Source organism: Sphingobacterium sp. UBA3519 (assembly GCF_002377215.1).
GTDB classification, from domain to species: Bacteria; Bacteroidota; Bacteroidia; order Sphingobacteriales; family Sphingobacteriaceae; genus Sphingobacterium; species Sphingobacterium multivorum.
In genome coordinates this window covers 158004-180544 of sequence record NZ_DFPI01000010.1, presented here as the reverse complement: position 1 = coordinate 180544, position 22541 = coordinate 158004, and the positions used below count along the sequence as shown (strand labels likewise).

The window sequence follows — 22541 nt, the reverse complement described above, 5'->3', positions numbered from 1 at the left end:
ATACCCTCAACTTCTCGACAAAATCATTTCCATTAAACAAGAATATAAGCTAAGTTTGTATCCGAAAAAAATTAGTCATGGCCATCAAAAGATCTGGTAAACAAAATACGTCCAGCAAACAACAAAATACCTTCAAAAAAAAATCCTTCAACCCATTGAAGTCCATAAAATCTCCGATCCTGCGCATTGCGACACGGGTAGTGCTCTATTTTATTGGTATTTCACTCTTTTGGGTCATTAGCTTAAGGTTCGTCAATCCTCCCATCACCTGGTTGATGATTCAACGTGGGTTTGAACTAAAAGAGCAGGGCAAAGGATTTAAACTGGAAAAAAACTGGCTGGATTACGATGAACTTTCGGACAACCTCAAGTTAGCGGCCATTGCAGGAGAAGATGCTCACTTTATGACACACTGGGGATTCGACATGCAAGGGATTCAGAATGCCATTAAAAAAAATGCACAGGGAAAGAAATTACGCGGCGGAAGTACAATCAGTCAGCAGGTCGCCAAAAATGTCTTTCTATGGCCAGGGCGCTCCTGGTTAAGAAAAGGTTTCGAGACCTACTTTACAATTCTTATAGAAACATTCTGGAGCAAGAAACGCATCCTCGAAGTTTATCTCAATGTGATTGAAATGGGACAGGGAGTTTATGGTGCCGATGCGGCAGCGTCGTATTATTTTAGTAAAACAGGCAGCAATCTTTCAAAAAAACAAGCCGCATTGATTATAGCCATATTACCTAACCCCAGAGAATGGGATGCACGTAACCCATCTGCCTATGTCAATAGACGCGCAAATGCGATTGCAAAATACATGCACCATTATACTATTCCTGAATAAGCGAAGCTATCGCCATTCGGCGGACCAATCAGAAAGAGAAGCAATACAGATCTATAGATCAAAAAGAAAGGCCACAATTACATATGGCCTTTCTTTTATACTTGTTTACAACTTATTTAAAAAGTCGTTTATGCCAGCTTTGATGGAAGGGCACTGCCCAAGCATTCTCCATTTGATGTTCATGGGTAATAGTATTATCAAATACTAAGGTATTATCATTGATGGTACCGTCTGCCAGTAGCTTCTCAAATCCGTCACGGTTAACCACGCCTATTCCTTGATCCCCTTTATATGCAAATTGCATGCGATCAAATAGTTGAATACCATACTTCGATTCAACTCCTTTTAAAAATCGAACCGAACTATCAATAGAACAACCTGATGCAGCCGCCACTTCCTCGTCCACCTTAAGGATAATAAAAAGATTATCCCGCAATTCTGCGGAAGCAGAAAGTGGTTTTCCATGTACTTTCCACTGTTCAGCAAAAGCTTCTAGGTCAGTAACAATCTCCTGTCCCTCTGCTGCCGTTAGCAGACGATCTGCCTGATAAATCCAGATACGCTTCATATGCAAATGATTTTTTAAAGATCCATCTAGCCGATACAAATCGGCTGATTAATCCTACGCTGTTTATACTCTTGAATGGCTGGAATATATACTCCTTCGCTTCCAATTTCATTTCAATTTTAAGCCAGATCCCCCACATCGAATCCGTTGCACCCCGCCCCTTTCTCACTAACAGATATAATACGGAGAAATCATTAAATAAACTATCACACCGGTAACAGCCACGTAAAGCCACATTGGATAAGTAATGCGGGCAAGCTTTTTATGACGCTCGTAAGAACCGGATATACCTCTTACAAAAGTAAAAAGCACAAAAGGGATGATAATGATAGAAAGCAAGATATGCGTAATCAGGATAAAGAAATAGATCGGTCTCAAAATTCCCTCGCCACCATATTTTGTTTCGATTGAAGTCATGTGATAAGCGACATACATCGCCAGGAAAGCTAAAGAGCAAGCAATACACAATTTGATCAAACGCTCGTGCAAGGGCTTATTGCCCTTTTTTATTGCAGCCACTGCCCAAAAAAGCAGTACAGCCGTAATCCCATTGATAGCCGCGTAGATGGGAGGCAAAAATGTTAGCGGCTTTACATCATAACCCAGCTTTTGTAAATTCACTGTGAAAAGGATAGCAACCACTATCGGGATAGCAATAGATAGCACCCAAATCCATTTACTATACTTTTTCTCCTTGTTAAGACTCTCTTCCATGATAATTATCTCTTTTGTTCTATTGTAGCTGGATGGTTTCGGACTTCCTCGACCAATAATAATTTGATTTCATCCTCAAGGCGGTCAACATCCGTTTTGACATTAATGTCATAAATACCTCTTATACGTCCTTTTGTATCAAGTAAAAGATAATTAGAACCAATAATAAATGGTTTATTGCCATCATTGTTGACAAGCGCGTCCTGCAATAGACTTTCTTTAGCAAATTTAAAGATATCAACAGAAGGATCTGTCACAAAAAACCAAGATTTGGTCCAGGGTTTGTAAACTTTCGCGTATTTCGCTAATACATCAGGTGTATCATAGGCTGTATCAACCGTGATAGAATACAACTTAACTTTCTGATTCTGAATAAACCGATTAGCAATTTGATCTAATCGCTTAATCATTGTCCTTGATAAGGAAGCGTCCCTAGAATACATCAGGTGGACTACAGAGAGTGTTGTATCATTGTCCAACAAATGCACTTTCTTACCATCGTAATTCACAAAATCAACAGGCGTCACCGTATGGTAGATGGTATCGGGAATATCACGTCCCCATTTTCGATGTGTTGTTCCAGGCACTTCCTTTTTCCCAAAAATTGGTAAGGAGGCGTAGCTATTCGAGCCGCTTTTATTTAGTATAAAATATAAAAATCCCGGCAGTAAAAGAATTACTGCCAGGATCAATATAGTTTTAATACCTTTCTTTTGTCCAGTATTATTATCCATTCACTTTATCTATTTATTTGGAAATATTTGATGTTCTTGGAATGCAGAAGCTAAATGGCCTCCTTCAACTAGCATCAAAACAATAAAATAAATAATAAAAATAAAGACGATTCCTACAGTGACAATGAAGCTCGATTTCTCGAATTTCAAGTGCATAAAGAATGCAATGATATAATAAGCTTTAACTAAAGTAAGTATAATGTAAATTGAATTAACCAATACCCCTTTAGACAGAATTTGCCAATGGTGAACGAAGCCTAATGCGATTAAGAACTCTAGGCAAGTAAGGGCCAAAAGTACTCCAAACACCCTCCAGATGGCTTTTTTATCCAACCCACCTTCGTGAGCGTGCTCTCCGTGAGCGATATTATCTTGATATTGTGACATAGCTTTTGTAATTAAATTGATTTACTAAACAAGGTAGAAAAGTGTAAACACGAATACCCACACTAAATCCACAAAGTGCCAATATAGACCTACTTTTTCAATCATTAAATAGGATCCTCTTTTTTCAAAAGTATTATTTAAAGTCATGAACAAAATAATGATGTTCAAAATAATACCAACAGTTACGTGGAAACCGTGAAAACCAGTAATTGTAAAGAATAGGTTTGCAAACTGAAGTGCTGATGTATACGATACATCTCCCGTAAAGAAATGGCTCAATTTTTCAACAACATTTCCGCCTTCCATATGTGTAGCAATATCAGTAGCAGGATTACGTCCGAACCAAAAGCCTTCGTGGTGCAAATGCGTCCACTCTAATGCCTGACAACCAACGAAACAAAGACCACCTAAGATTGTCCATAACATCCATTTAACAACCTCATGCTTCGAATTACGATGTCCAGCTTCAACCGCCAACACCATAGTTACTGAAGACATAATCAAAATAAACGTCATTAAACCGACAAATACTAAGGGTTGTCCCCCGTCAGTAATTCCTGGAATAGATTGAAAAACCTTATCAGGATCCGGCCATACAGCGTGTGAAAATCGTTGCGCGCCATAATAAACCAAAAATGCAGAAAATGTGAAGGCATCCCCTACCAAGAAAAACCACATCATGATTTTTCCATACTCTAAGTTCCAAGGTGATTTTCCACCATTCCATGGACCAGTTTTTACCTTATCCAATTGCGATACTGTTGTACTCATTGTTTACTATTATTGATTCAAAAGTAAGAAAACATATATATAAATCCATAAAAGATCGAGAAAATGCCAAAAAATACTGGCAAGATCCATGCGGAAAAGATTGCCGTCTTTAGGAAGTTTGTTAATTCCTATAATCGCGCCAATCAAAACGATCAACCCCGCAATAATATGCGCCAAGTGCATCCATATAAAAACGTAAATAAAAGATTGCGATGCATTGTTATTCACAAAATAAACACCCCTATCGATCAATACATTCCAAGCATGAACTTGCAAGGCAAAAAATACAACTCCCAAAATAAAAGTTGCTATCAAAAACAACCGCTGTTTGGAAGACTCGCCATTTTTAGCCGCTCTATGGGCTAAAAACATCGTTAGACTACTAACCACAATCACCAAGGTACTATATAAAAGTGCATTTGGCAATAGGGTCTTAATCCCTTTGTCCACACCGCTCGCTGTATATACAATGAAACCACTGGATAACGCCGCAAACATCATGAACATCCCCAACATACCCAACCATAGGTTGAACTTTTGGGCTTTTCTCTGTACTAACTTCTCGTCAGTTTGTGCTTGTATATCTAACATTATTTCAACGGAATAAAGTTAAGCAATAATACGAGTTGTGTCACAGGCAAATAGATAAATGAGGTAAACATCACTTTCTTTGCTGAAGGAATATCACAATTCTTAAACAGCAAATAACCGTAATAACCAAACATTATTCCTCCGACCACAGATACAATCGTAAACCAAATTCCACCAAAGCCAAAATGATACGGTATAAAACCTGCAGGTATCATAAACAAACCTGAAATGAATACCATAAACGCAGATATCTTATCACGTTTTGTCGTCGGCAATAAGCGAAAACCCGCTAATTTATAGTCATCATCCACAACCCAAGCAATTGCCCAGAAATGCGGAAACTGCCATAAAAATTGAATAGCAAACAACACAAAGGGAATAATAATAATTGCCGCTTCATTATGTCCACTATAGTAGGCTAAATCGTCTTGCGAAAAGGCTGCATAATATCCAATTAATGGCGGAAATGCACCCGGAAACGCGCCGACAAACACTGCTATTGGTGATTTTCTTTTTAATGGTGTATAGATAAATGCGTAAAGAAGAATACAGAAAACCGACAGCAGACCAGCGACAAAGTTTAAGCGAACAAGCACCAAGGTTCCTAAGATGCCCATAAAGACACTTAATACCAAAGCTTGTCCTGTTGTCATGCGGCCTGATGGCAACGGTCTGTCCTCCGTACGTTTCATCAGTTTATCCAAATCCTTTTCAATGATCTCATTAAAACCATTAGCAGAACCTGTCACCAGAAAACCACCTATAGTCAACAATAACCAATTGAACCAGAATATATCACCCTGTTGTTTTGATCCTATCAGAAAAGCAATTGACGCAGAAAATACAACCGTCAACGTAAGTCTCAACTTAACAAGCTTTTTGAAATCTGAAATAAATTCTTTCATAACTAAAAGAGACCTCCTACTATCAGTGTAATTAAACACGTACTTTTAAACATAAACATCCCGAATGCCAAGATTAGTGCCTTTGCTTGTTTAACAATAACAACAGGTAGAACTGCGCGCCAAATAACAGCGTAGCTACCACCAAATGGGTTGTTTGTGCAAATGCAGGTATTGCAAATCGAGCTAAGATAATTCCTGATAGCATTTGGATACCCACTAGAATCAATGCGATTAAAGCAAATTTATATTGCTTAGACCCCGTATTAAAACTCGTGCGGACCAAAAAGAATAATACAATAACTAAAATCAAAGAACAATATGCCAACCAGCGATGTAACTCAAACTGTTGGCCAATAGTTGTTATAAAATCAGTCCGGGCTATCGTTGAACCGGTTAATAAATCAACCTCCTCGCGAACTCCCGTTCCGACAATTACCTGTGTTAGCATCAATAAAATTGAAGCAATAGCGAGTCCTTTTAATATACCCAAAGAACGATTGACCAGTAAGGTCTTGTTTCGCAAAGTAACTGCTTTGAAATATGTATAAATACTAATACAAACAATTACAATGGCTAAGAGCATATGTACCGTAATAATCCAGGGCATCAGATTTGTCGATACAACGATCGATCCCAACCAGGCCTGAAGTACGACAACAAAAAGATTAATCACTGACCAAACAACGATCGAGCTTTTTGATTTTAAATAGGTGAAAGAATAAATAGCTGTAAATAACAAACAGAATCCGGAAACAACGCCTACCAACCGATTGATATATTCCGTCCAGGTTTTCGCAACATTAAACTCTTCATGCTGCAAAATACTCTTATCAGTACGGAGCTTGTAAGCCATTTCTTTATCGCCGAAAAATTCTACAATTTTCGCGAAACGTTCGTTCTTCTTTGCCCTTCCTTCAATATAATGCTGTTCATATCCTTGCGGTAATTGGGAGATATCTGTTGGAGGAATAATACGGTTAAAACATCTTGGCCAATCTGGGCATCCCATTCCTGACCCTGTACTCCGAACAACTCCGCCAGCAATAATGACCAAAAACAACACAATGATCGTTATAAAATTGGTCTTTATAAATCGCTTCTCAGCTGCTGGAAACATAATACTACCCCTACCTCTTAAAATACAAACTTCTATAAAATAGAGTAGAAATCCCTACTCTATTTTATAAGATTTTATTAGTCTTTTCTACCATTTTGAGCATTCCATTCTGCTTGGATACGCTCTGCTTCCTCATCTCCTTCAAAATCATGAGGCAAGTTAGAGCTCATCGTTTCAGAGAAAGGAACACTTTGAGGAATAAAATCCTCACCATGACCTGGCTTACTGTAATCGTAAGGCCAACGGTGTACAGTTGGAATTTCTCCTGGCCAGTTACCATGGATATGCTCTACCGGAGTAGTCCATTCCAATGTGTTTGACTGCCAAGGGTTTTGTGGGGCTTTTTTACCGAAGAAAATCGATGTAAAGAAGTTCCACAGGAAAGCTACCTGACCTAAAGCAGCCACAATCGCAGCCCAAGTTACCAATTGGTTGACAGAAACCCATTTTGCCATGAAATCAAAGTGTGTAAATGCATAGTAACGGCGAGGCACACCATCGATACCCATAAAGTGCATTGGGAAGAATACCATGTAAGCACCAACGAAAGTCAACCAGAAGTGTAAATAACCTAATTTTGTGTTCATCATACGACCGAACATCTTAGGATACCAGTGGTAAACACCACAAAGCATACCGAAGATTGACGCCGATCCCATTACCAAGTGGAAGTGGGCAACAACAAAATACGTATCGTGTAAGTTGATATCTAATGCCGCATTACCTAGGAACAATCCTGTCAAACCACCAGAGATAAAGAACGATACCAAACCGATAGCAAACATCATCGCCGGAGTGAAACGGATATTACCTTTCCACAACGTTGCAAGATAGTTAAACGCTTTTACCGCTGAAGGAACCGCGATAATCAATGTTGTAATCATAAATACACCACCCAAGAACGGGTTCATACCTGTTACAAACATGTGGTGACCCCATACGATAAACGATAACACGGTAATACCGATCAACGAATAAACCATCGCATGGTAACCAAAGATTGGTTTACGTGAGTTGGTTGCAATAACCTCAGAAGTTAAACCTAAAGCCGGCATAACAACGATATATACCTCAGGGTGACCTAAGAACCAGAACAAGTGTTGGAACAAAATTGGTGAACCACCTTCGTTCGGTAAAATTTGTCCTTGAACAACAAGATCCGACAAATAGAATGACGTACCAGCAGCACGGTCAAAAATCAGAAGAACAACCGCCGAAACCAATACTGGGAATGACAACATACCTACGATAGCAGTTAAGAAGAACGCCCAGATTGTCAAAGGCATTTTCCATAAGTCCATTCCTTTTGTGCGCATGTTCAAAATTGTACTTACATAGTTAATACCACCGATCAACTGTGAAGCTACAAATAGAACCATACTCACCAACCATAAAGTCATACCTGTTGCAGATCCTGCGATTGCAGTAGGAACAGCCGATAGTGGCGGGTAGATCGTCCAACCAGCAGAAGCAGGTCCACTTTCTACGAAGAACGATGCAACCATAATAACTGATGCTACAAAGAACAACCAGTAAGACAACATGTTCATAAAAGGAGATGCCATATCGCGTGCTCCGATTTGATATGGAATCAATAAGTTACTAAAAGTACCCGATAGACCAGCCGTTAACACGAAGAATACCATAACGGTACCGTGAATGGTTACCAAGGAAAGGAAAAACTCCGGTTTTATACGACCGCCTTCAGCCCATTTACCTAAGAATACTTCTAATATAGGGAACTCTTTATCCGGCCATGCTAATTGGATACGGAATAATACTGATAAAAGCATCGCAAAAACTGCCATGATGATACCAGTGATCAAGAATTGCTTAGCAATCATCTTGTGGTCACCCGAGAAGATATACTTTCTGATGAACGACTCCTCATGATGATGGCCGTGCGAATCGTGATGTTCAGCGCTATGCGATATTACTGTACTTGACATATTCGATTTTATATTCAAAAATTCTTAATTAGTTCAAAGATGCTGTAACTTGTACGCTATCCTTTTTCACGTTAGCTGTTTTACCACTGAACTCTTTTTGCAAATCCTCAGTAAAATATTTATTTTGTTTAGCTAACCACTCTTTATATTTCTCTTCAGTTACGACAACCACTTTCTTTTGCATGTTGTAGTGACCAGATCCACAGATCTTGTTACACAACATCACGAAGTCATAGTTATAATCACCCAAACGATCACGCATTTCTTCTGTTGTTACAGTAGGTGTGAATTGGAAATAGTTGGTCATCCCTGGTACCGCATTGATTTGAACACGGAAATCAGGAATATAGAAAGAGTGAATAATATCTTTTGAAACGATATGGAAACGAACAGGTTTGTTTACAGGCAACCAAATTTCAGATCCCTGAATATCATCCCAGGAATTTTTATCATTAAAGTCAATACCGTAAGGGTTGGTTGGTGTCGTCATTTTATAATTACGTTTACCAATAATCCCATCTGAACCAGCATAACGGACATTCCATTGGAATTGCTCGCCTAATACCTCAACTTGTAATGCTGATTTTTGAAGATCTTCAGGAATATTTGTGATCGATCTCCATGTAAAGAAACCGAACAATACCAATACTGTCAAAACAACAGCTGGAACAATTGTCCACAATTTCTCGATTGCATTGTTATGAGGATAATAATAAGCCTGACGTTTTGCACGCATGCGGTACAAGAATGTAAATGTCATCAACAAGATGTGTGTGATAACCAATACAAATGTTGTAATTGCTGTCGTAATGATAAACATCGTATCAATACGCTCACCGTGCTCAGTTACTGCCGATCTCCAATAAGCAGCTCCCCAGTGTACATATGACCAATATACACCATAAAGGAATACAACCAAGAAAATGAATAACAATGCCGATTGAAATGTGTTATTCGCAAACGGATTGTATTTACCGTTCATCTTTCTTGTCAATTCATAGATCGAAAGTACTTTACCGATAACGGCAACAACTGTACATATAACCAAGAATAACAAGACATAATATGTGAAGTTTTTATAAACCTGAGGGTCTATTTGCTTCACTTCTTCAACAGCAGGAGCAGCAGCACTAGCTTCTGTAGAAGAACTAGCAGATCCAACAGCAGCAGTACCTGCTGCCGCTGTTGTATCTTTTGCAACCGAATCCGTTGCTGCAGGGGCAGCTACTGCTGTAGTTGCCGCTTTAGCAGAATCAGATGCTACTGTATCTTGTTGACTTGCTAGGATAGGAGTCGCAAAAAGCAATCCTAGTGCAAGCACAAAACCCGAGATGGATTTGAATCTATTATTTAATTTAAAGCTCATTTCTTTTATAACGTTTTTACGTAACCTTCCTTTAAAAGTGAAACTATATCTGGTGATGCAAACTCTCATCCAAGAAAGGATGATTTTTAGGCACCAATGCTTGTTTACTCAATTTACTCATCACTAAGAAGATGAACAAACCTAAGAAACCAAGTGCAGTTCCGATTTCAATGATACCAAATCCTCTATGTTCAGCAACAGTACCAGGCATGATCATGATATAATAATCTAGCCAGTGACCAGCCAATAATAGAATCGCTACGAACAACATTACATTTTGTTTACGTTTAGCATCGCGATCCACTAATAGTAACAATGGTGCCACAAAGTTAATGATAATACTCAACCAAAACCAAGGTTTGTATTCAGGTTCCCAACGTTTGTAGAAATAAACTGTTTCCTCCGGCATGTTTGAATACCAAATCAACATGAATTGTGCAAACCAAACGTAAGTCCAGAAGATCGAGAAACCGAACATCAATTTACCCAAATCGTGTAAATGATTTTCGTTTACCCAGTTCATATAACCAGCTTTCTTCAATACAACAACGATGATCGTGATACATGAAATACCGCTAACCCACATTGCTGCAAAGTTATACCAACCGAACATCGTTGAAAACCAGTGTGCTTCTAAAGACATTACTGTATCGAAAGACCAGATAGGTGTAGTAAAACCGAAGATAACTAAGAAGATTGCCGACAATTTGAATGACTTTTTATAAGAAGCCAATCCTCCTTCCAAATCTTCTTTATAAGAAAGTTTCGCAAAAATAACAGCAAAAATGCTATATGTTCCCAAAAATACCACCTGACGGATCAAGAAGAATGGAACATTTAAATAAGCAGATTTACCTGCGATAATAGGGTCAAAATTTGTACTATGCGGATCAGTGATACCATCTGCATTCCAGTGGTGATATAAGTTATGCGTGGTTAAACCTAAACCTACAATAACTAATAAAACTAATGATGCAATTGGTAAAACACTCGCCATAGCCTGAGGTATACGTACCAAACCTGCAGACCATGCAGATTGTGTTACATATTGCAAGGCAACAAAGAATGTTCCAGCTGCGCATACACATGTAAAGTAATAACCCATCAATAACAAGTTGGCATAAGTACGCTCTACAGTAACGTGATCGCCCGAAAGCAACCCGAAAGCTACAGCAGCTACGCCTAGTACAACAGCGACAATACTGAACATTTTAGCTTTGCCAGCAAACTCGTATCGCTCGTTGAAATTATAATCGTGATGATGACTGTGAGTTCCCATTTATATATCTGATGTTAGATTATTTCTTTTGTAATTCGTGAACATACATAACAACTTTCCATCGCTCCTCTGGAGACAATTGAGATGCATGTGATCCCATGGAGTTGTGTCCGTAATAAATTGTATGGTAAATTTTACCATCAGTCAAGTCAGCCATCAAACCACCCCGTGAAGAGCTCGCCGCATCTGTTCTGTGATAAGATGGTGGCGGAGGAAAGTTCTCTAATTGACGAGTACCTCTTGAATCAGTCACGCTACGGTCTTTTGTGATAGGACCATCACCTTTACCTTCTACTCCATGACATATCGAGCAGTAAGTGGTGAACAAAGCTTTACCTTTTTCAAGATTTTCGGCATTTACGACCAAAGGACTTTTTACTTCTCTTCCTGCACGTTCATAATCCTCTAATGTATTGGCGTATTCAAAACGAGTGAAACCAATTGGATCTGTACCTTTAGGAGGTGTTTGTGCTGTTTTTCCATCAGCAAAATTCGCATTAGGTTGATCCGGATTGAAAGCAAGCGGATCGTACATGTTACGAGAAAACTCTAAACCTGTACTACGAGTTGTTTTGTCACCACAAGAAGAAACAAGTGCTGTCAATGCCACAGCTGCGCATAGCGTTCCAAGTAAATTCTTCTTATTCATAGCTAACATATTTTCTATCATTGTACTTAACTTCAACAGCTCCAGCTTCTTTCAATAAGCTATCGATCAAAGCGTGATCTGTATTTTCTTTGGCATCTACTGCAAGGATGAAACGATCATCTGTTGCTCTCAAGTCCATTACACGAGGTGCACGTCCCGGAAATAAGTGGTTACGGAAGAAAAACGTGGCAACCATACCCAAGGCACACAATAAGATGGTAACCTCAAATGTAACTGGAACAAAGTTTGGCATACCAAAAGATGGTTTACCACCGATATTCATCGGCCAATCATATGCCATTGTATAATACAACAAACTAAAACCTAATGTCGTTCCTAATGCTCCAAAGCAAAATGCTGCGATAGGCAAGCGAGAAGGTTTCACACCCAGCTTTGCTTCGATGCCGTGAATAGGCATCGGAGTAAAGCAGTCGTAAATACTTATATTGTTTGCTTGCAATTTGTCGATCCCATGCATCATTTCATCGGGATCCGCAAAACTACCTAATATATATTTTGTATTGTTCATTGCTGATTATTTTCTAACTGATAATTCTTTAATCTCTTCTTCTGTCACTGAATCATATTTCTCTAATGACTCCTGGAAGTACTTCACTTGTTCCTCAGGGAATGCGCCTTCTTGAGCCAATTTAGTTTTATGTTGTAATGAAGATGATTTCAACAACAATTTCACTTCGGCGATAGCGATACCTGGTAAGAAACGTAAGAACAACAAGAATAATGTAAAGAATAATCCGATTGAACCTACAAAGATACCTACGTCTGTCCAAGTTGGGTAGAACATTGCCCAAGATGAAGGCAAGTAATCACGGTGCAATGAAGTCACGATAATTACAAAACGCTCAAACCACATACCGATGTTTACAACAATCGATAAGATCCATGAGATAGGAATACTTGTACGGATTTTTTTGAACCAGAATAACTGTGGAGAAATTACGTTACAAGTCATCATTGACCAGTAAGCCCAAGCGTATGGACCCAACATACGGTTCTCGAAAGCATACATTTCGTATTCTGAACGAGAGTACATTGCGATAAACAACTCAGTCAAGTAAGCCACACCCACGATAGAACCAGTTGTCATGATGATAATATTCATCGACTCAATGTGGAACATCGTGATGTAGTTCTCAAAGTTCATTACTTTACGTAAGATCAACAATAACGTCTGTACCATCGCGAAACCAGAGAAGATCGCACCCGCCACGAAGTATGGAGGGAAGATCGTTGTATGCCATCCAGGGATAACCGAAGTGGCAAAGTCCATGGATACGATCGTGTGTACAGAAAGTACAAGCGGCGTAGAGATACCTGCCAAGATCAATGACACGATTTCAAAACGTTGCCAAGTCTTAACTGAACCATTCCATCCGAATGATAATACAGAATAGATTTTTTGTTTTAATCCAGTAGCACGGTCACGAATTGTTGCAATATCCGGCAACAAACCACAGTACCAGAATACCAAGGATACTGTAAAGTAAGTTGAGATCGCAAACGCATCCCATACCAAAGGAGAGTTGAAGTTTACCCAAAGTGATCCAAATTGATTTGGAAGTGGGAAAATCCAATAAGCCAACCAAGGACGACCCATGTGAGCTACAACGTATGTAGCCGCACAGATTACCGCAAAGATCGTCATCGCCTCTGCAGAACGGTTGATTGAATTACGCCAGTTCTGGCGGAAGATTAATAATACAGCTGAAATCAACGTACCCGCGTGACCGATACCTACCCACCATACGAAGTCGGTGATATCCCAAGCCCAGCCTACAGTTTTATTCAGACCCCAAGCGCCGATACCTGTCCAAAAGGTATAACTAACGCTAACTACCCATAATAAAGCACCTAATACAGCAACGGTAAAACCAATCCACCATGCTTTATTCGGTTTATTTTCAACCGGTAGTAAGATATCATCCGTAATTTTTGCATACGTAATGTCCTTACCGGTCATTAATGGTTCTCTTAATATTGATTCGTTATGCGATGACATAGTATTTTTATTTCAAATATTGTACAAGATTACGCCTCAAAAGTGTTTCTAACTTTTGTCATATAACCGATACCCGGTTGAACATTGATTTCCTCAAGTACGTAATAAACACGCTCGTTGCGTAATGCTTTAGATACTTCTGATTCTGGATCATTTGCATCACCAAAGATAATTGCATTTGCAGAACATGCTTGTTGACAAGCCATTTGGATATCGCCATCTTTAACTTTGCGATTTTGAATCTTAGCTTGTAATTTACCTGCTTGAATACGTTGGATACACATTGAACATTTCTCCATTACCCCACGTGAACGAGTAACAACATCTGGATTCAATACCAATTGTGTGAACTCATTGTTCAAGTAGTTGTCAAAACGTGAATCATTCCAGTATGCAAACCAGTTGAAACGACGAACTTTGAAAGGACAGTTGTTCGCACAGTAACGTGTACCAAAACAACGGTTATATGCCATATGGTTCAAACCTTCTGAAGAGTGTACTGTTGCCAATACCGGACAAACCGTTTCACAAGGTGCGTGACCACAGTGTTGACACAACATCGGTTGGTGAACAACAGTGATATCTTCGAAATCCAAATCAGCCGAAGCTCTCGCAATTTCTTTCTCTTTTGTAAGATCTTGATCTTTTCCTTCGATTGTATAGTAACGGTCAATACGTAACCAGTGCATTTCACGACGACGACGAACCTCATCACGACCTACAACAGGAATATTATTTTCAACGTTACAAGCAACGATACAAGCACCACACCCTGTACATGCGTTCAAGTCGATCGCCATCACCCATTTGTGACCAGGTTGCTCATATTTGTTCCACAAATCGTATGTTTTGTGATTATCCGTAAAGCGGCCTGCCTCAGAGTTAGGATCTTTCAGATATTTCGCAAATGTCGTTTCACGAATAACGTTACGACCTTCGATCGTGTGGTGTGTCTGTGTTTGTGCCAATTGGTAAGTACCAGACGCTTTCGCTACAGTTGCTTTAGCAACACCTTGTACTGTACCATTGATGATAGAAGCAAAAGGGAATGCGTTTTTACCAACTTCATTACCTGCTTTACCAACTTTTGTACGGCCGTAACCTACAGCAACTGAAACTGTTCCTTGTGCTTGACCTGGTTGTTGTACAACTGGCAATTCCAATTCAACACCATTTGCTTTTAAAGTCACTTTACCGTCTTCACCCAATCCTAATTTCTCAGCATCTTTCGGGTTAAGAGCAGCGTAGTTATCCCAAGTTACTTTAGAAACAGGGTCAGGCAGTTCTTGTAAATAAGCGTTGTTCGCGTAACGACCGTCACGAAGACCAGCAGGCTCATAAAGTTTCAATTCAAACTCACCGGTAATCGCTTTGCTTGATGCCTCAATTGCTGAAGCTGCCGCTGCAGCATTTCCTGTAAATGCAGGAGCTGTTGCCGCTTTAGCACCTTTATATTCAAAACCAGTTTGCAATACAGCATCCCAGTTTTTCGTAGAACCTGCTAAGATTTGTGTAGACCACAAGTTCTTAACGAAGTTGTACATATCGGTATCATTTCCTGCCCAAGTCAACAAGCTTTGTTCAACTTGACGTGTTTTGAAAACAGGATTAATTGTTGGTTGAACGATCGAGAACAAACCTTCTTTTGGATTCGCATCACCCCAAGACTCCAAGAATGTACTTGCTGGAGCGATCGCTGTCAATTCAGAAGCTGTTTCATCCGCACGTTGCGAAAACGATAAGGTGAAAGGAACTTGTTTCAACGCTGCTTTTACATCTTCTGCTTTGAAGTAATCATACACCGGGTTGCTATTCAAGAAGAACGCAACACCAACTTGACCTGATTTCGCAGCTGCTAAGAAAGCTTGGAACGAAGAATCTGAACCTTGGTATTGTTTAGAATAGTTATCCAAATCGATGATTGTACCGTACGCGCCTAATGCAACGTTAATTGCATTGACCAATACCTGTACATTGACATCGTTAGAACCAGCAACAACAACTGCTGCGCCTTTGCTGTTCACCAATTCTTTCGCTGCTAGAGCGACACCTTTTTGTGCTTTTTTGTTTGCAGTGGCACCAGCCAAAGACTGACCAGTGATTGCATTATATAAAGCAACCAATGTAGCTCCTTCTTCCGAAGGTTTGATGGCGATACGAGCATCCGCATTTGTACCAGTCATCGAAAGACCAGACTCAAATTGCACGTGACGTGACATTTTTCCGTTTTTCAACGATTTATAATCACGGTTTTTAGCGTATTGTTGTGTATGCTCCTCACCTGCTAACCAAGTTCCTAAGAAATCAGCTGCAACGGAAACAATCACATTTGCCTTTTCAAAATTGTATGAAGGGACAACAGCTTTCCCAAATGAAGCTTTATTCGCCTCAATAATACCGCTGTAAGATACAGCATCGTATTGTACATGGTTAACTGTTGGGAATTTCGTTGCGAAAGCAGCGATAGCCGCCAACGTTGAAGGACTGTTTACGGTGTTAGAAACGATCGTAATTTGTTTACCAGAAGATGCTGCTGCATTCAAAGCTTTAACAACTTCCCCATCCAATTTAGACCACTCTACATCTTGACCTTTCAATTGTGCCTGTTTCAATTTGGACTCATCGTATAAATCCAATACAGAAGCAGCAGTCGTTGAATCCAAACCTTGGTTCAAACCAATTGCATTCGGGTTAGGCTCAACATTGATCGGACGACCTTCGCGCGTTTTAACCAAGATACTTTGACCGTTGAACGTCGAAGCATAATAGTTAGGGATACCTGGAGTTACCTCTTCAGGTTTAATCAAATAAGGAACTGCCTTATGCACAGGAGTACGGTTACAAGCCGCTAAAGAAACAGCACCCAAACCAAATCCTAATGCTTTCAAGAAGTCACGGCGAGGAGTTTTAGTACTCAAGCCAGCTTCGTTTAATACATCTTCTACAGGAATAGATTCGGCAAACTCACCCTTGCTTCCTTCAACGAAAGCAGGAGTTTGATTTAACTCTTCCAAACCTTTCCAATATTTTTTATTGCTATCCATTTAAGCTGTATATAAGATTGCGTATTTCAAATAATTATTAATAGTGACACTTACCACACTCAAGACCACCGATCATGGCTGCAGTCATTTTCTCACCTTTCTTAATTCTTTCGTGTGCTTTGATCAAATCTTCATAGTATTTGTTATCCGATTTGATATCTGTCTTTTTGTGACAATCAACACACCATTTCATCGTCAATGGAGAGTATTGGTATACTTCTTCCATATTTTGGATTGGACCGTGACAAGTTTGACACTCAACACCAGCTACCACAACGTGTTGTGAGTGGTTGAAGTAAGCAAAGTCAGGTAAGTTGTGGATACGAACCCATTGAATTGGTTTCGGATTGTTACCGTAAGTACGCGTATCAGGATTCCAATCCAATGCACGATAGATTTTAGCAATTTCCGGAGAAATCTCACCATCATAATGCTCTGAAGCAGTGATTGTATTGTGACAGTTCATACATACGTTAGCCGATGGAATAGACGCATTTTTAGATTTAAATGCTCCACCGTGACAGTATTGACACTCAATTTTGTTAACACCCGCGTGGATTTGGTGCGAGAACTTAATTGGTTGAACCGGCTGATAGCCTTGGTGAACACCAACGTTCCACATGGTCTTCCAACCACCTACAGCTAATAATGCAACTAACATCAAGACTGTAAAGCCAACCAACTTTTTGTTTTTAACGAATGCTTTCGCAAACTTCACAAAACGTTGGCTATCTTCTGGCTCTTGTTGCGCAGCAATAGCTTCTTGGTTTTTAGCAATTACATTTTCTAAGGTACGGATCACACGATTCAACACCACGATAACCACTACAGCCAAAACAACAACTGCGATCAAGCCCAAAATCATGAACATAGACGCGTTATCATCTTTAGCGCCAGCACCACCAGCAGCAGCCTCTTTCGGTTTCTCCTTAGAAGCATCGGTGATATACGCTAATACCGACTTGATCTGATCGTCAGATAAATCAGTAAAAGAAGTCATCACAAGCTTGTTGTTCTCTTCGAAGATTTTAACTGCATCAGCATCGCCAGACGCAATTAAAGCCTGAGAGTTCTTGATCCACTTGATTAACCAAGCTTCGTCTTTCGTCTCTGGAATCCCCTTTAAAGCAGGACCAACCACTTTTCTGTCAATGGCGTGACAGGATGTACACTTAGATTTGAAGATTTTTTCACCTTCCTTGACATCTTGCGCATGCAACGTCGTAACGGCAAATAATAGCATCAAACTCGTTGACACCACCCTCGCAAGGCTTCCCAAAACGGATGAGATAGTTCTCATATTTAGCACTTTATACTATTTATTTGTGAATGTAAAAAATTAACTCCCATGGTTAAAGGAGCCACTACCCCCCTAACAATGCCACAAAAGTATGATTTATTAACAAATCGCTGACAATTTTGTGACCTTTAATATCAATTTATAATCATTCTAAACAAATGCGTTTAAACAAGGATAAAAACAACATTACGCTATTAAAGTGGTTCCATCACTACAACTTTTCATTTGAATAGCTACCCAAATATAAGACAATTCCATGACAATTTAAAATATTCAAAATAACAGATCGCAGAAGACACAAAAGGTTTTTTTTCGACTTAATTTCCGTAACTTTATCAAGATGAATGGAGACTGGGCCAGGATCAATTCCCAGACTGAAAATGAAAGAATCTGGATGATACTACTTTTATAGAGATGCTCTTTTATATAAAGGAATAGATTGATCCCAGTCGACCGCTCCTGTCAAAATCAACGACTAACATACGACAGCCATGGAAACAAACAAAAAATACAACCCGCTAAGTAAAGAAGAGGAATACATTATTATACACAAGGGAACTGAGCGGCCTTTTACGGGTGAACTTTTAGACAATAAGCTCAAAGGAACGTATATCTGCCGCCGTTGTGACAGCCCGCTATACCGTTCGGAGTCGAAATTTGAATCTGGCTGTGGCTGGCCAAGTTTTGATGATGAGATTCCTGGAGCAATTACAAGGATCACCGATGCCGATGGTCGCCGCACTGAAATCCTTTGTAGCACATGTGGCGCGCATTTAGGCCATGTATTCCTCGGAGAAGGCTTTACGACAAAAAACACGCGTCACTGCGTTAATTCTATTTCAATGAAATTTGTAGCCGATACTACGAAGTAACTTTCACTTTAGTCGACTCACGAACTTTCAGTTCACAAGGCAACACCATTCTACGTGTTGCTTTTATTTTACCCTGAAGACGAAGCAACAAAATATTAATCAGGTTCTCAGCAATGTCCTTGATCGGCTGCGAAACAACTGTGATAGCAGGTTCTACCAACTTAAAAACTGTATGGTCGTCAAAAGCAATGACTGCTGGCATCGTAAAGTTGAACTTTTTAGCGGCCTTCAAGCCCGAAATCGCCAAATAGTTAGTGGAGAACAAAACAGCATCCAGCCTGTTTTCACAGATGAACTCCCGCAAAGATTCCATCGCCTCCTCATCCGAAGCATCCATTTGGATCTTCTGGATAAAACTTTGCTGCTTATTATTATCCATAGCTTTCATATAGCCATCTGAACGCTCTTTCATTTGAGTTTGATCCGAGTAGAGCGATACAAATCCGATACGTCTATAACCTTGTTGACACAAATGGTTACTTGCATCAAAGGCCCCCTGAAAATTGTCGGCCCCAACATAGTCTGTTTCAAGCCCCGGAAAATATCGGTCGAAGAGCACAACCGGGATATTATTCTGCTGTAACTGCTTTACGGTATCTTCCAAACCATCGGAAGGTGTAATAATAAAACCATCCACCTGCCGATCGTAAAACATCTGGATCAACTCCTTCGCTTTTTCTACATCATTGTTGGTACTACAATAAATAATACGATAGCCCTGCTCATAGACCTTACTTTCGATCAGGCGTGCTATATTCCCAAAAAAAGGATTGGAAATATCTTCGATAATCAAACCTAGAATCTTCGTCTTCCCTGTGCGGAGACTTTTTGCCAACTCATTGGGCTTATAGCCGACCTTTTTGACATAGTCCAAAACCCGCTTAGTCAAAGCCTCACTAATACGCTTTTCTTTTGCCTTATCATTTAAAATAAAGGACACAGTAGTTACAGAAATCCCCAAGGCCTTTGCGATATCACTGATCAGAATACGTTTCTTCATGTAGTAGTAGTAGGTTTGTTAAGTTTTTTATTACGAAGATTACTAAAGTAAAAAATTTAACGACAATTTACTAAAATAATAATAAAATTGCGCTAAAAGGTTTTATTTACTAATTTTAAGCAGTTTTCAAATACCCGAACAAAAACCTATGATAGGAAATAAACTACTCAAAACAGTGTTGGGCACACTAATTTTACCATTTTGTGCGCAAGCCCAGCAAAATCTTACACAATATGTCAACCCCTTTATTGGGTCCGCGGATCATGGCCACGTCTTTGTTGGTGCGAATGTACCTTTAGGTGCGGTGCAATTGGGGCCTACTCAAATTCCACAGATTTGGGACAAGTTCAACGGATGGGATTGGTGCAGTGGATACAATTACAAAAGCCAGGAAATTTTGGGTTTTACACATACCCACCTGAGTGGAACAGGTATCGGTGACCTCAACGACCTTATGATCGTTCCTGCTAACGGAAAATTACAATTAACGCCCGCAGAATTCAACAAAATGAATACAGGTTATGGCTCTTCCTTCAAAAAAGAAAATGAGGTAGCAAAACCGGGATTCTATAGCGCTTATTTAGATGACTATCAGGTGCAGGCCAACCTGACAGCCACCGAACGTGTTGGTTATCATCAATATCGCTATGAAAAAACAGACAATGCACATATTTTGGTCGATTTAGGTTACCATATCAATTGGGATAAACCGACAGACACCTACATCAAACAGGTGAACGATTCGACCTTTGTTGGTTACCGCTTTTCAACAGGATGGGCAACTGACCAAAAATTGTATTTTGCCATCAGAACTTCCCAACCAATACAAAAAGTAAGATTTTTCGACGGTAAAGAAGAAAAATTAGGCCAAACAACATTCAAAGGACAGGCAATCAAAGCGGCTTTATTCTTTGATGCTGTTAAAAACAAAACCATTGAACTTAAAGTCGGTATTTCTCCAGTAAGCTCGACCAATGCGCTGAACAATATCAACGCCGAGATTCCAGGCTGGAATTTTGAAAAAGTAAAGCAAGACGCCGATCAACGTTGGAACAAAACCTTAAATAAGATTCAATTTGAAGCCGACAAAGATACGAAGACAATCTTCTATACGGCATTATACCACACCTACTTCGCTCCTACCATCTTCAACGATGCAAATGGCGATTACCTAGGGACTGACAAACAAGTATATGAAAAACAGGATTTTGTCAACCATACGGTATTTTCGCTTTGGGATACTTACCGTGGTCTTCATCCTTTGATGACGATCTTGGAGGACCGTAAAATCAACCAGGATTTTATCAAAACCATGTTGGCGATCTATCAACAACAAGGTAAATTACCCATGTGGCACTTACAAGGCAATGAAACCAATACAATGGTTGGATTACCTGCAATTCCAGTGATTGCTGACGCCTTCTTAAAAGGAATTATTGACGAGAAAGACTATCCTTTGATGTGGGAAGCTGTTAAGACCACAGCAATGGGTAATGATCACGGTCTGAAATATGCGCGTGAACTGACCTACATTCCTATCGACAGCATGCCTAATGAGTCTGTAGCATGGGCATTAGAGTATGCGATTGCTGACTTCGGTGCTTATAAAATTGCCGAAAAACTGGGTAAAACAGAAGACGCTGCTTATTTCAAAAAACGCTACAAACTATACGAGCAATATTTTGACAAAGAGGTAGGTCATTTCGTCGGTAAAAAAGCCAATGGCGAGTTCCGCAGACCTTTCGACCCCCTCATGGCCAAACACCGCGAGAATGACTATTGCGAAGGTAATGCATGGCAATACACCTGGTTAGTACCCCAAGATGTCAAAGGGCTGATCAATCTTTTCGGTGGCGAGGAGAAATTTTTGAAAAAACTGGATTATTTTACGACCATGTCATCGGATCTTGGTGGTGAAGCTTCACCGGATATTTCAGGACTAATCGGCCAATATGCGCAAGGTAACGAACCAAATCACCATATCCCCTACTTGTATGCTTACGCGGGACAACCTTGGAAAGGTGCAGCCTTAGTCCGTAAAGCGATGACTGAGTTTTACACAAACAGTCCAGCTGGTCTATGTGGAAATGATGACGTCGGACAAATGAGCGCATGGTATGTATTCTCGGCAATGGGCTTCTATCCATTAAATGCAATGAGTGGTGTTTATGTCTTCGGTTCGCCGATGATGCAACATGCGAATATCAATCTACCGAATGGCAAAACGTTAGCGATCGATGTTAAAAACCAAGGCAAAGCCAATCCATATATCAAATCAATCAAATTAAATGGCCAGCCTTACGCCAAAACGTTCATTACACATGCGCAGCTTTTAGCAGGTGGACAGATGGAAATCGAGATGAGTGCTACGCCACACAAAAACTTTGGTAAAAACAAAGCCGATTGGCCTTCAAGCATTGACAATAATTAACT

General features: G+C 39.8%; 20 protein-coding genes. 3 read left to right on the top strand and 17 right to left on the bottom strand.

The genetic code is table 11. From position 1 onward, the window contains the following. Positions 1 to 77: 77 nt before the first annotated feature. On the top strand, positions 78 to 842 hold the full coding sequence (mtgA, locus tag B3297_RS04715; protein WP_112373813.1) for a monofunctional biosynthetic peptidoglycan transglycosylase: 765 nt from the start codon (positions 78 to 80) through the stop codon (positions 840 to 842). 112 nt (positions 843 to 954) lie between these two features. Here the strand turns inward: mtgA and B3297_RS04710 are convergent, their stop codons facing one another. From B3297_RS04710 to B3297_RS04635, 16 genes are all read right to left on the bottom strand, one after another. Beyond that, positions 955 to 1410 (bottom strand): ABC transporter ATPase, encoded by a 456-nt coding sequence (locus B3297_RS04710; protein WP_112373814.1) that lies wholly within the window; start codon positions 1408 to 1410, stop codon positions 955 to 957. 168 nt (positions 1411 to 1578) lie between these two features. Next, positions 1579 to 2124: a DUF420 domain-containing protein gene (locus B3297_RS04705; protein WP_286778522.1), complete on the bottom strand. Its 546-nt coding sequence runs from the start codon at positions 2122 to 2124 to the stop codon at positions 1579 to 1581. 5 nt (positions 2125 to 2129) lie between these two features. After that, positions 2130 to 2858: an SCO family protein gene (locus B3297_RS04700; RefSeq protein ID WP_070563567.1), complete on the bottom strand. Its 729-nt coding sequence runs from the start codon at positions 2856 to 2858 to the stop codon at positions 2130 to 2132. Between the two features lie 9 nt (positions 2859 to 2867). Then, positions 2868 to 3245 carry a cytochrome C oxidase subunit IV family protein gene (locus tag B3297_RS04695; RefSeq protein ID WP_070563563.1) on the bottom strand — a complete coding sequence of 126 codons (378 nt, stop codon included), beginning with the start codon at positions 3243 to 3245 and terminating at the stop codon, positions 2868 to 2870. A gap of 24 nt (positions 3246 to 3269) precedes the next feature. Next, positions 3270 to 4016 (bottom strand): cytochrome c oxidase subunit 3, encoded by a 747-nt coding sequence (locus tag B3297_RS04690; RefSeq protein WP_070563559.1) that lies wholly within the window; start codon positions 4014 to 4016, stop codon positions 3270 to 3272. 9 nt (positions 4017 to 4025) lie between these two features. Then, complete coding sequence (locus B3297_RS04685) at positions 4026 to 4607, bottom strand: cytochrome c oxidase subunit 3 (protein WP_070563556.1); 582 nt, start codon at positions 4605 to 4607, stop codon at positions 4026 to 4028. Beyond that, positions 4607 to 5512: a heme o synthase gene (cyoE, locus tag B3297_RS04680; RefSeq protein WP_070563553.1), complete on the bottom strand. Its 906-nt coding sequence runs from the start codon at positions 5510 to 5512 to the stop codon at positions 4607 to 4609. The genes B3297_RS04685 and cyoE overlap by 1 nt, the downstream gene beginning before the upstream one ends. Positions 5513 to 5585: 73 nt before the next feature. Next, positions 5586 to 6629, bottom strand: coding sequence for a COX15/CtaA family protein (locus B3297_RS04675; protein WP_070563550.1), 1044 nt, complete (start codon positions 6627 to 6629; stop codon positions 5586 to 5588). A gap of 77 nt (positions 6630 to 6706) precedes the next feature. Next, on the bottom strand, positions 6707 to 8578 hold the full coding sequence (locus tag B3297_RS04670; RefSeq protein ID WP_175441964.1) for a cytochrome c oxidase subunit I: 1872 nt from the start codon (positions 8576 to 8578) through the stop codon (positions 6707 to 6709). A gap of 28 nt (positions 8579 to 8606) precedes the next feature. Next, positions 8607 to 9944 (bottom strand): cytochrome c oxidase subunit II, encoded by a 1338-nt coding sequence (locus B3297_RS04665; protein ID WP_070563547.1) that lies wholly within the window; start codon positions 9942 to 9944, stop codon positions 8607 to 8609. A gap of 43 nt (positions 9945 to 9987) precedes the next feature. Continuing rightward, positions 9988 to 11223, bottom strand: a complete 1236-nt coding sequence (locus B3297_RS04660; RefSeq protein ID WP_070563545.1) for a quinol:cytochrome C oxidoreductase — start codon at positions 11221 to 11223, stop codon at positions 9988 to 9990. Between the two features lie 19 nt (positions 11224 to 11242). Then, the gene (locus B3297_RS04655; RefSeq protein ID WP_286833372.1) at positions 11243 to 11881 is read right to left on the bottom strand and encodes a c-type cytochrome; all 639 of its coding nucleotides are present in this window, start codon (positions 11879 to 11881) and stop codon (positions 11243 to 11245) included. Beyond that, the gene (locus tag B3297_RS04650; protein ID WP_070563542.1) at positions 11865 to 12401 is read right to left on the bottom strand and encodes a DUF3341 domain-containing protein; all 537 of its coding nucleotides are present in this window, start codon (positions 12399 to 12401) and stop codon (positions 11865 to 11867) included. Before B3297_RS04650 ends, B3297_RS04655 begins: the two co-directional genes overlap by 17 nt. A gap of 6 nt (positions 12402 to 12407) precedes the next feature. Beyond that, complete coding sequence (nrfD, locus tag B3297_RS04645; RefSeq protein ID WP_046674137.1) at positions 12408 to 13892, bottom strand: NrfD/PsrC family molybdoenzyme membrane anchor subunit; 1485 nt, start codon at positions 13890 to 13892, stop codon at positions 12408 to 12410. Positions 13893 to 13921: 29 nt separating this feature from the next. Continuing rightward, the gene (locus B3297_RS04640) at positions 13922 to 16936 is read right to left on the bottom strand and encodes a TAT-variant-translocated molybdopterin oxidoreductase (RefSeq protein ID WP_070563539.1); all 3015 of its coding nucleotides are present in this window, start codon (positions 16934 to 16936) and stop codon (positions 13922 to 13924) included. Between the two features lie 37 nt (positions 16937 to 16973). Next, the gene (locus tag B3297_RS04635) at positions 16974 to 18236 is read right to left on the bottom strand and encodes a cytochrome c3 family protein (protein ID WP_070563536.1); all 1263 of its coding nucleotides are present in this window, start codon (positions 18234 to 18236) and stop codon (positions 16974 to 16976) included. 491 nt (positions 18237 to 18727) lie between these two features. Between B3297_RS04635 and B3297_RS04630 the strand changes: the two genes are divergently transcribed. Beyond that, positions 18728 to 19108, top strand: coding sequence for a methionine-R-sulfoxide reductase (locus B3297_RS04630; protein WP_046674140.1), 381 nt, complete (start codon positions 18728 to 18730; stop codon positions 19106 to 19108). On the opposite strand, the gene B3297_RS04625 is transcribed toward B3297_RS04630, so the two are convergent. Continuing rightward, positions 19098 to 20108 carry a LacI family DNA-binding transcriptional regulator gene (locus B3297_RS04625; RefSeq protein ID WP_112373823.1) on the bottom strand — a complete coding sequence of 337 codons (1011 nt, stop codon included), beginning with the start codon at positions 20106 to 20108 and terminating at the stop codon, positions 19098 to 19100. The two genes, B3297_RS04630 and B3297_RS04625, sit on opposite strands and share 11 nt — an antisense overlap. Before the next feature lie 148 nt (positions 20109 to 20256). Between B3297_RS04625 and B3297_RS04620 the strand changes: the two genes are divergently transcribed. Continuing rightward, entirely contained in the window at positions 20257 to 22539 is a 2283-nt protein-coding gene (locus tag B3297_RS04620; RefSeq protein ID WP_286778521.1) for a GH92 family glycosyl hydrolase, read from the top strand. The last annotated feature ends 2 nt before the right edge of the window (positions 22540 to 22541 follow it).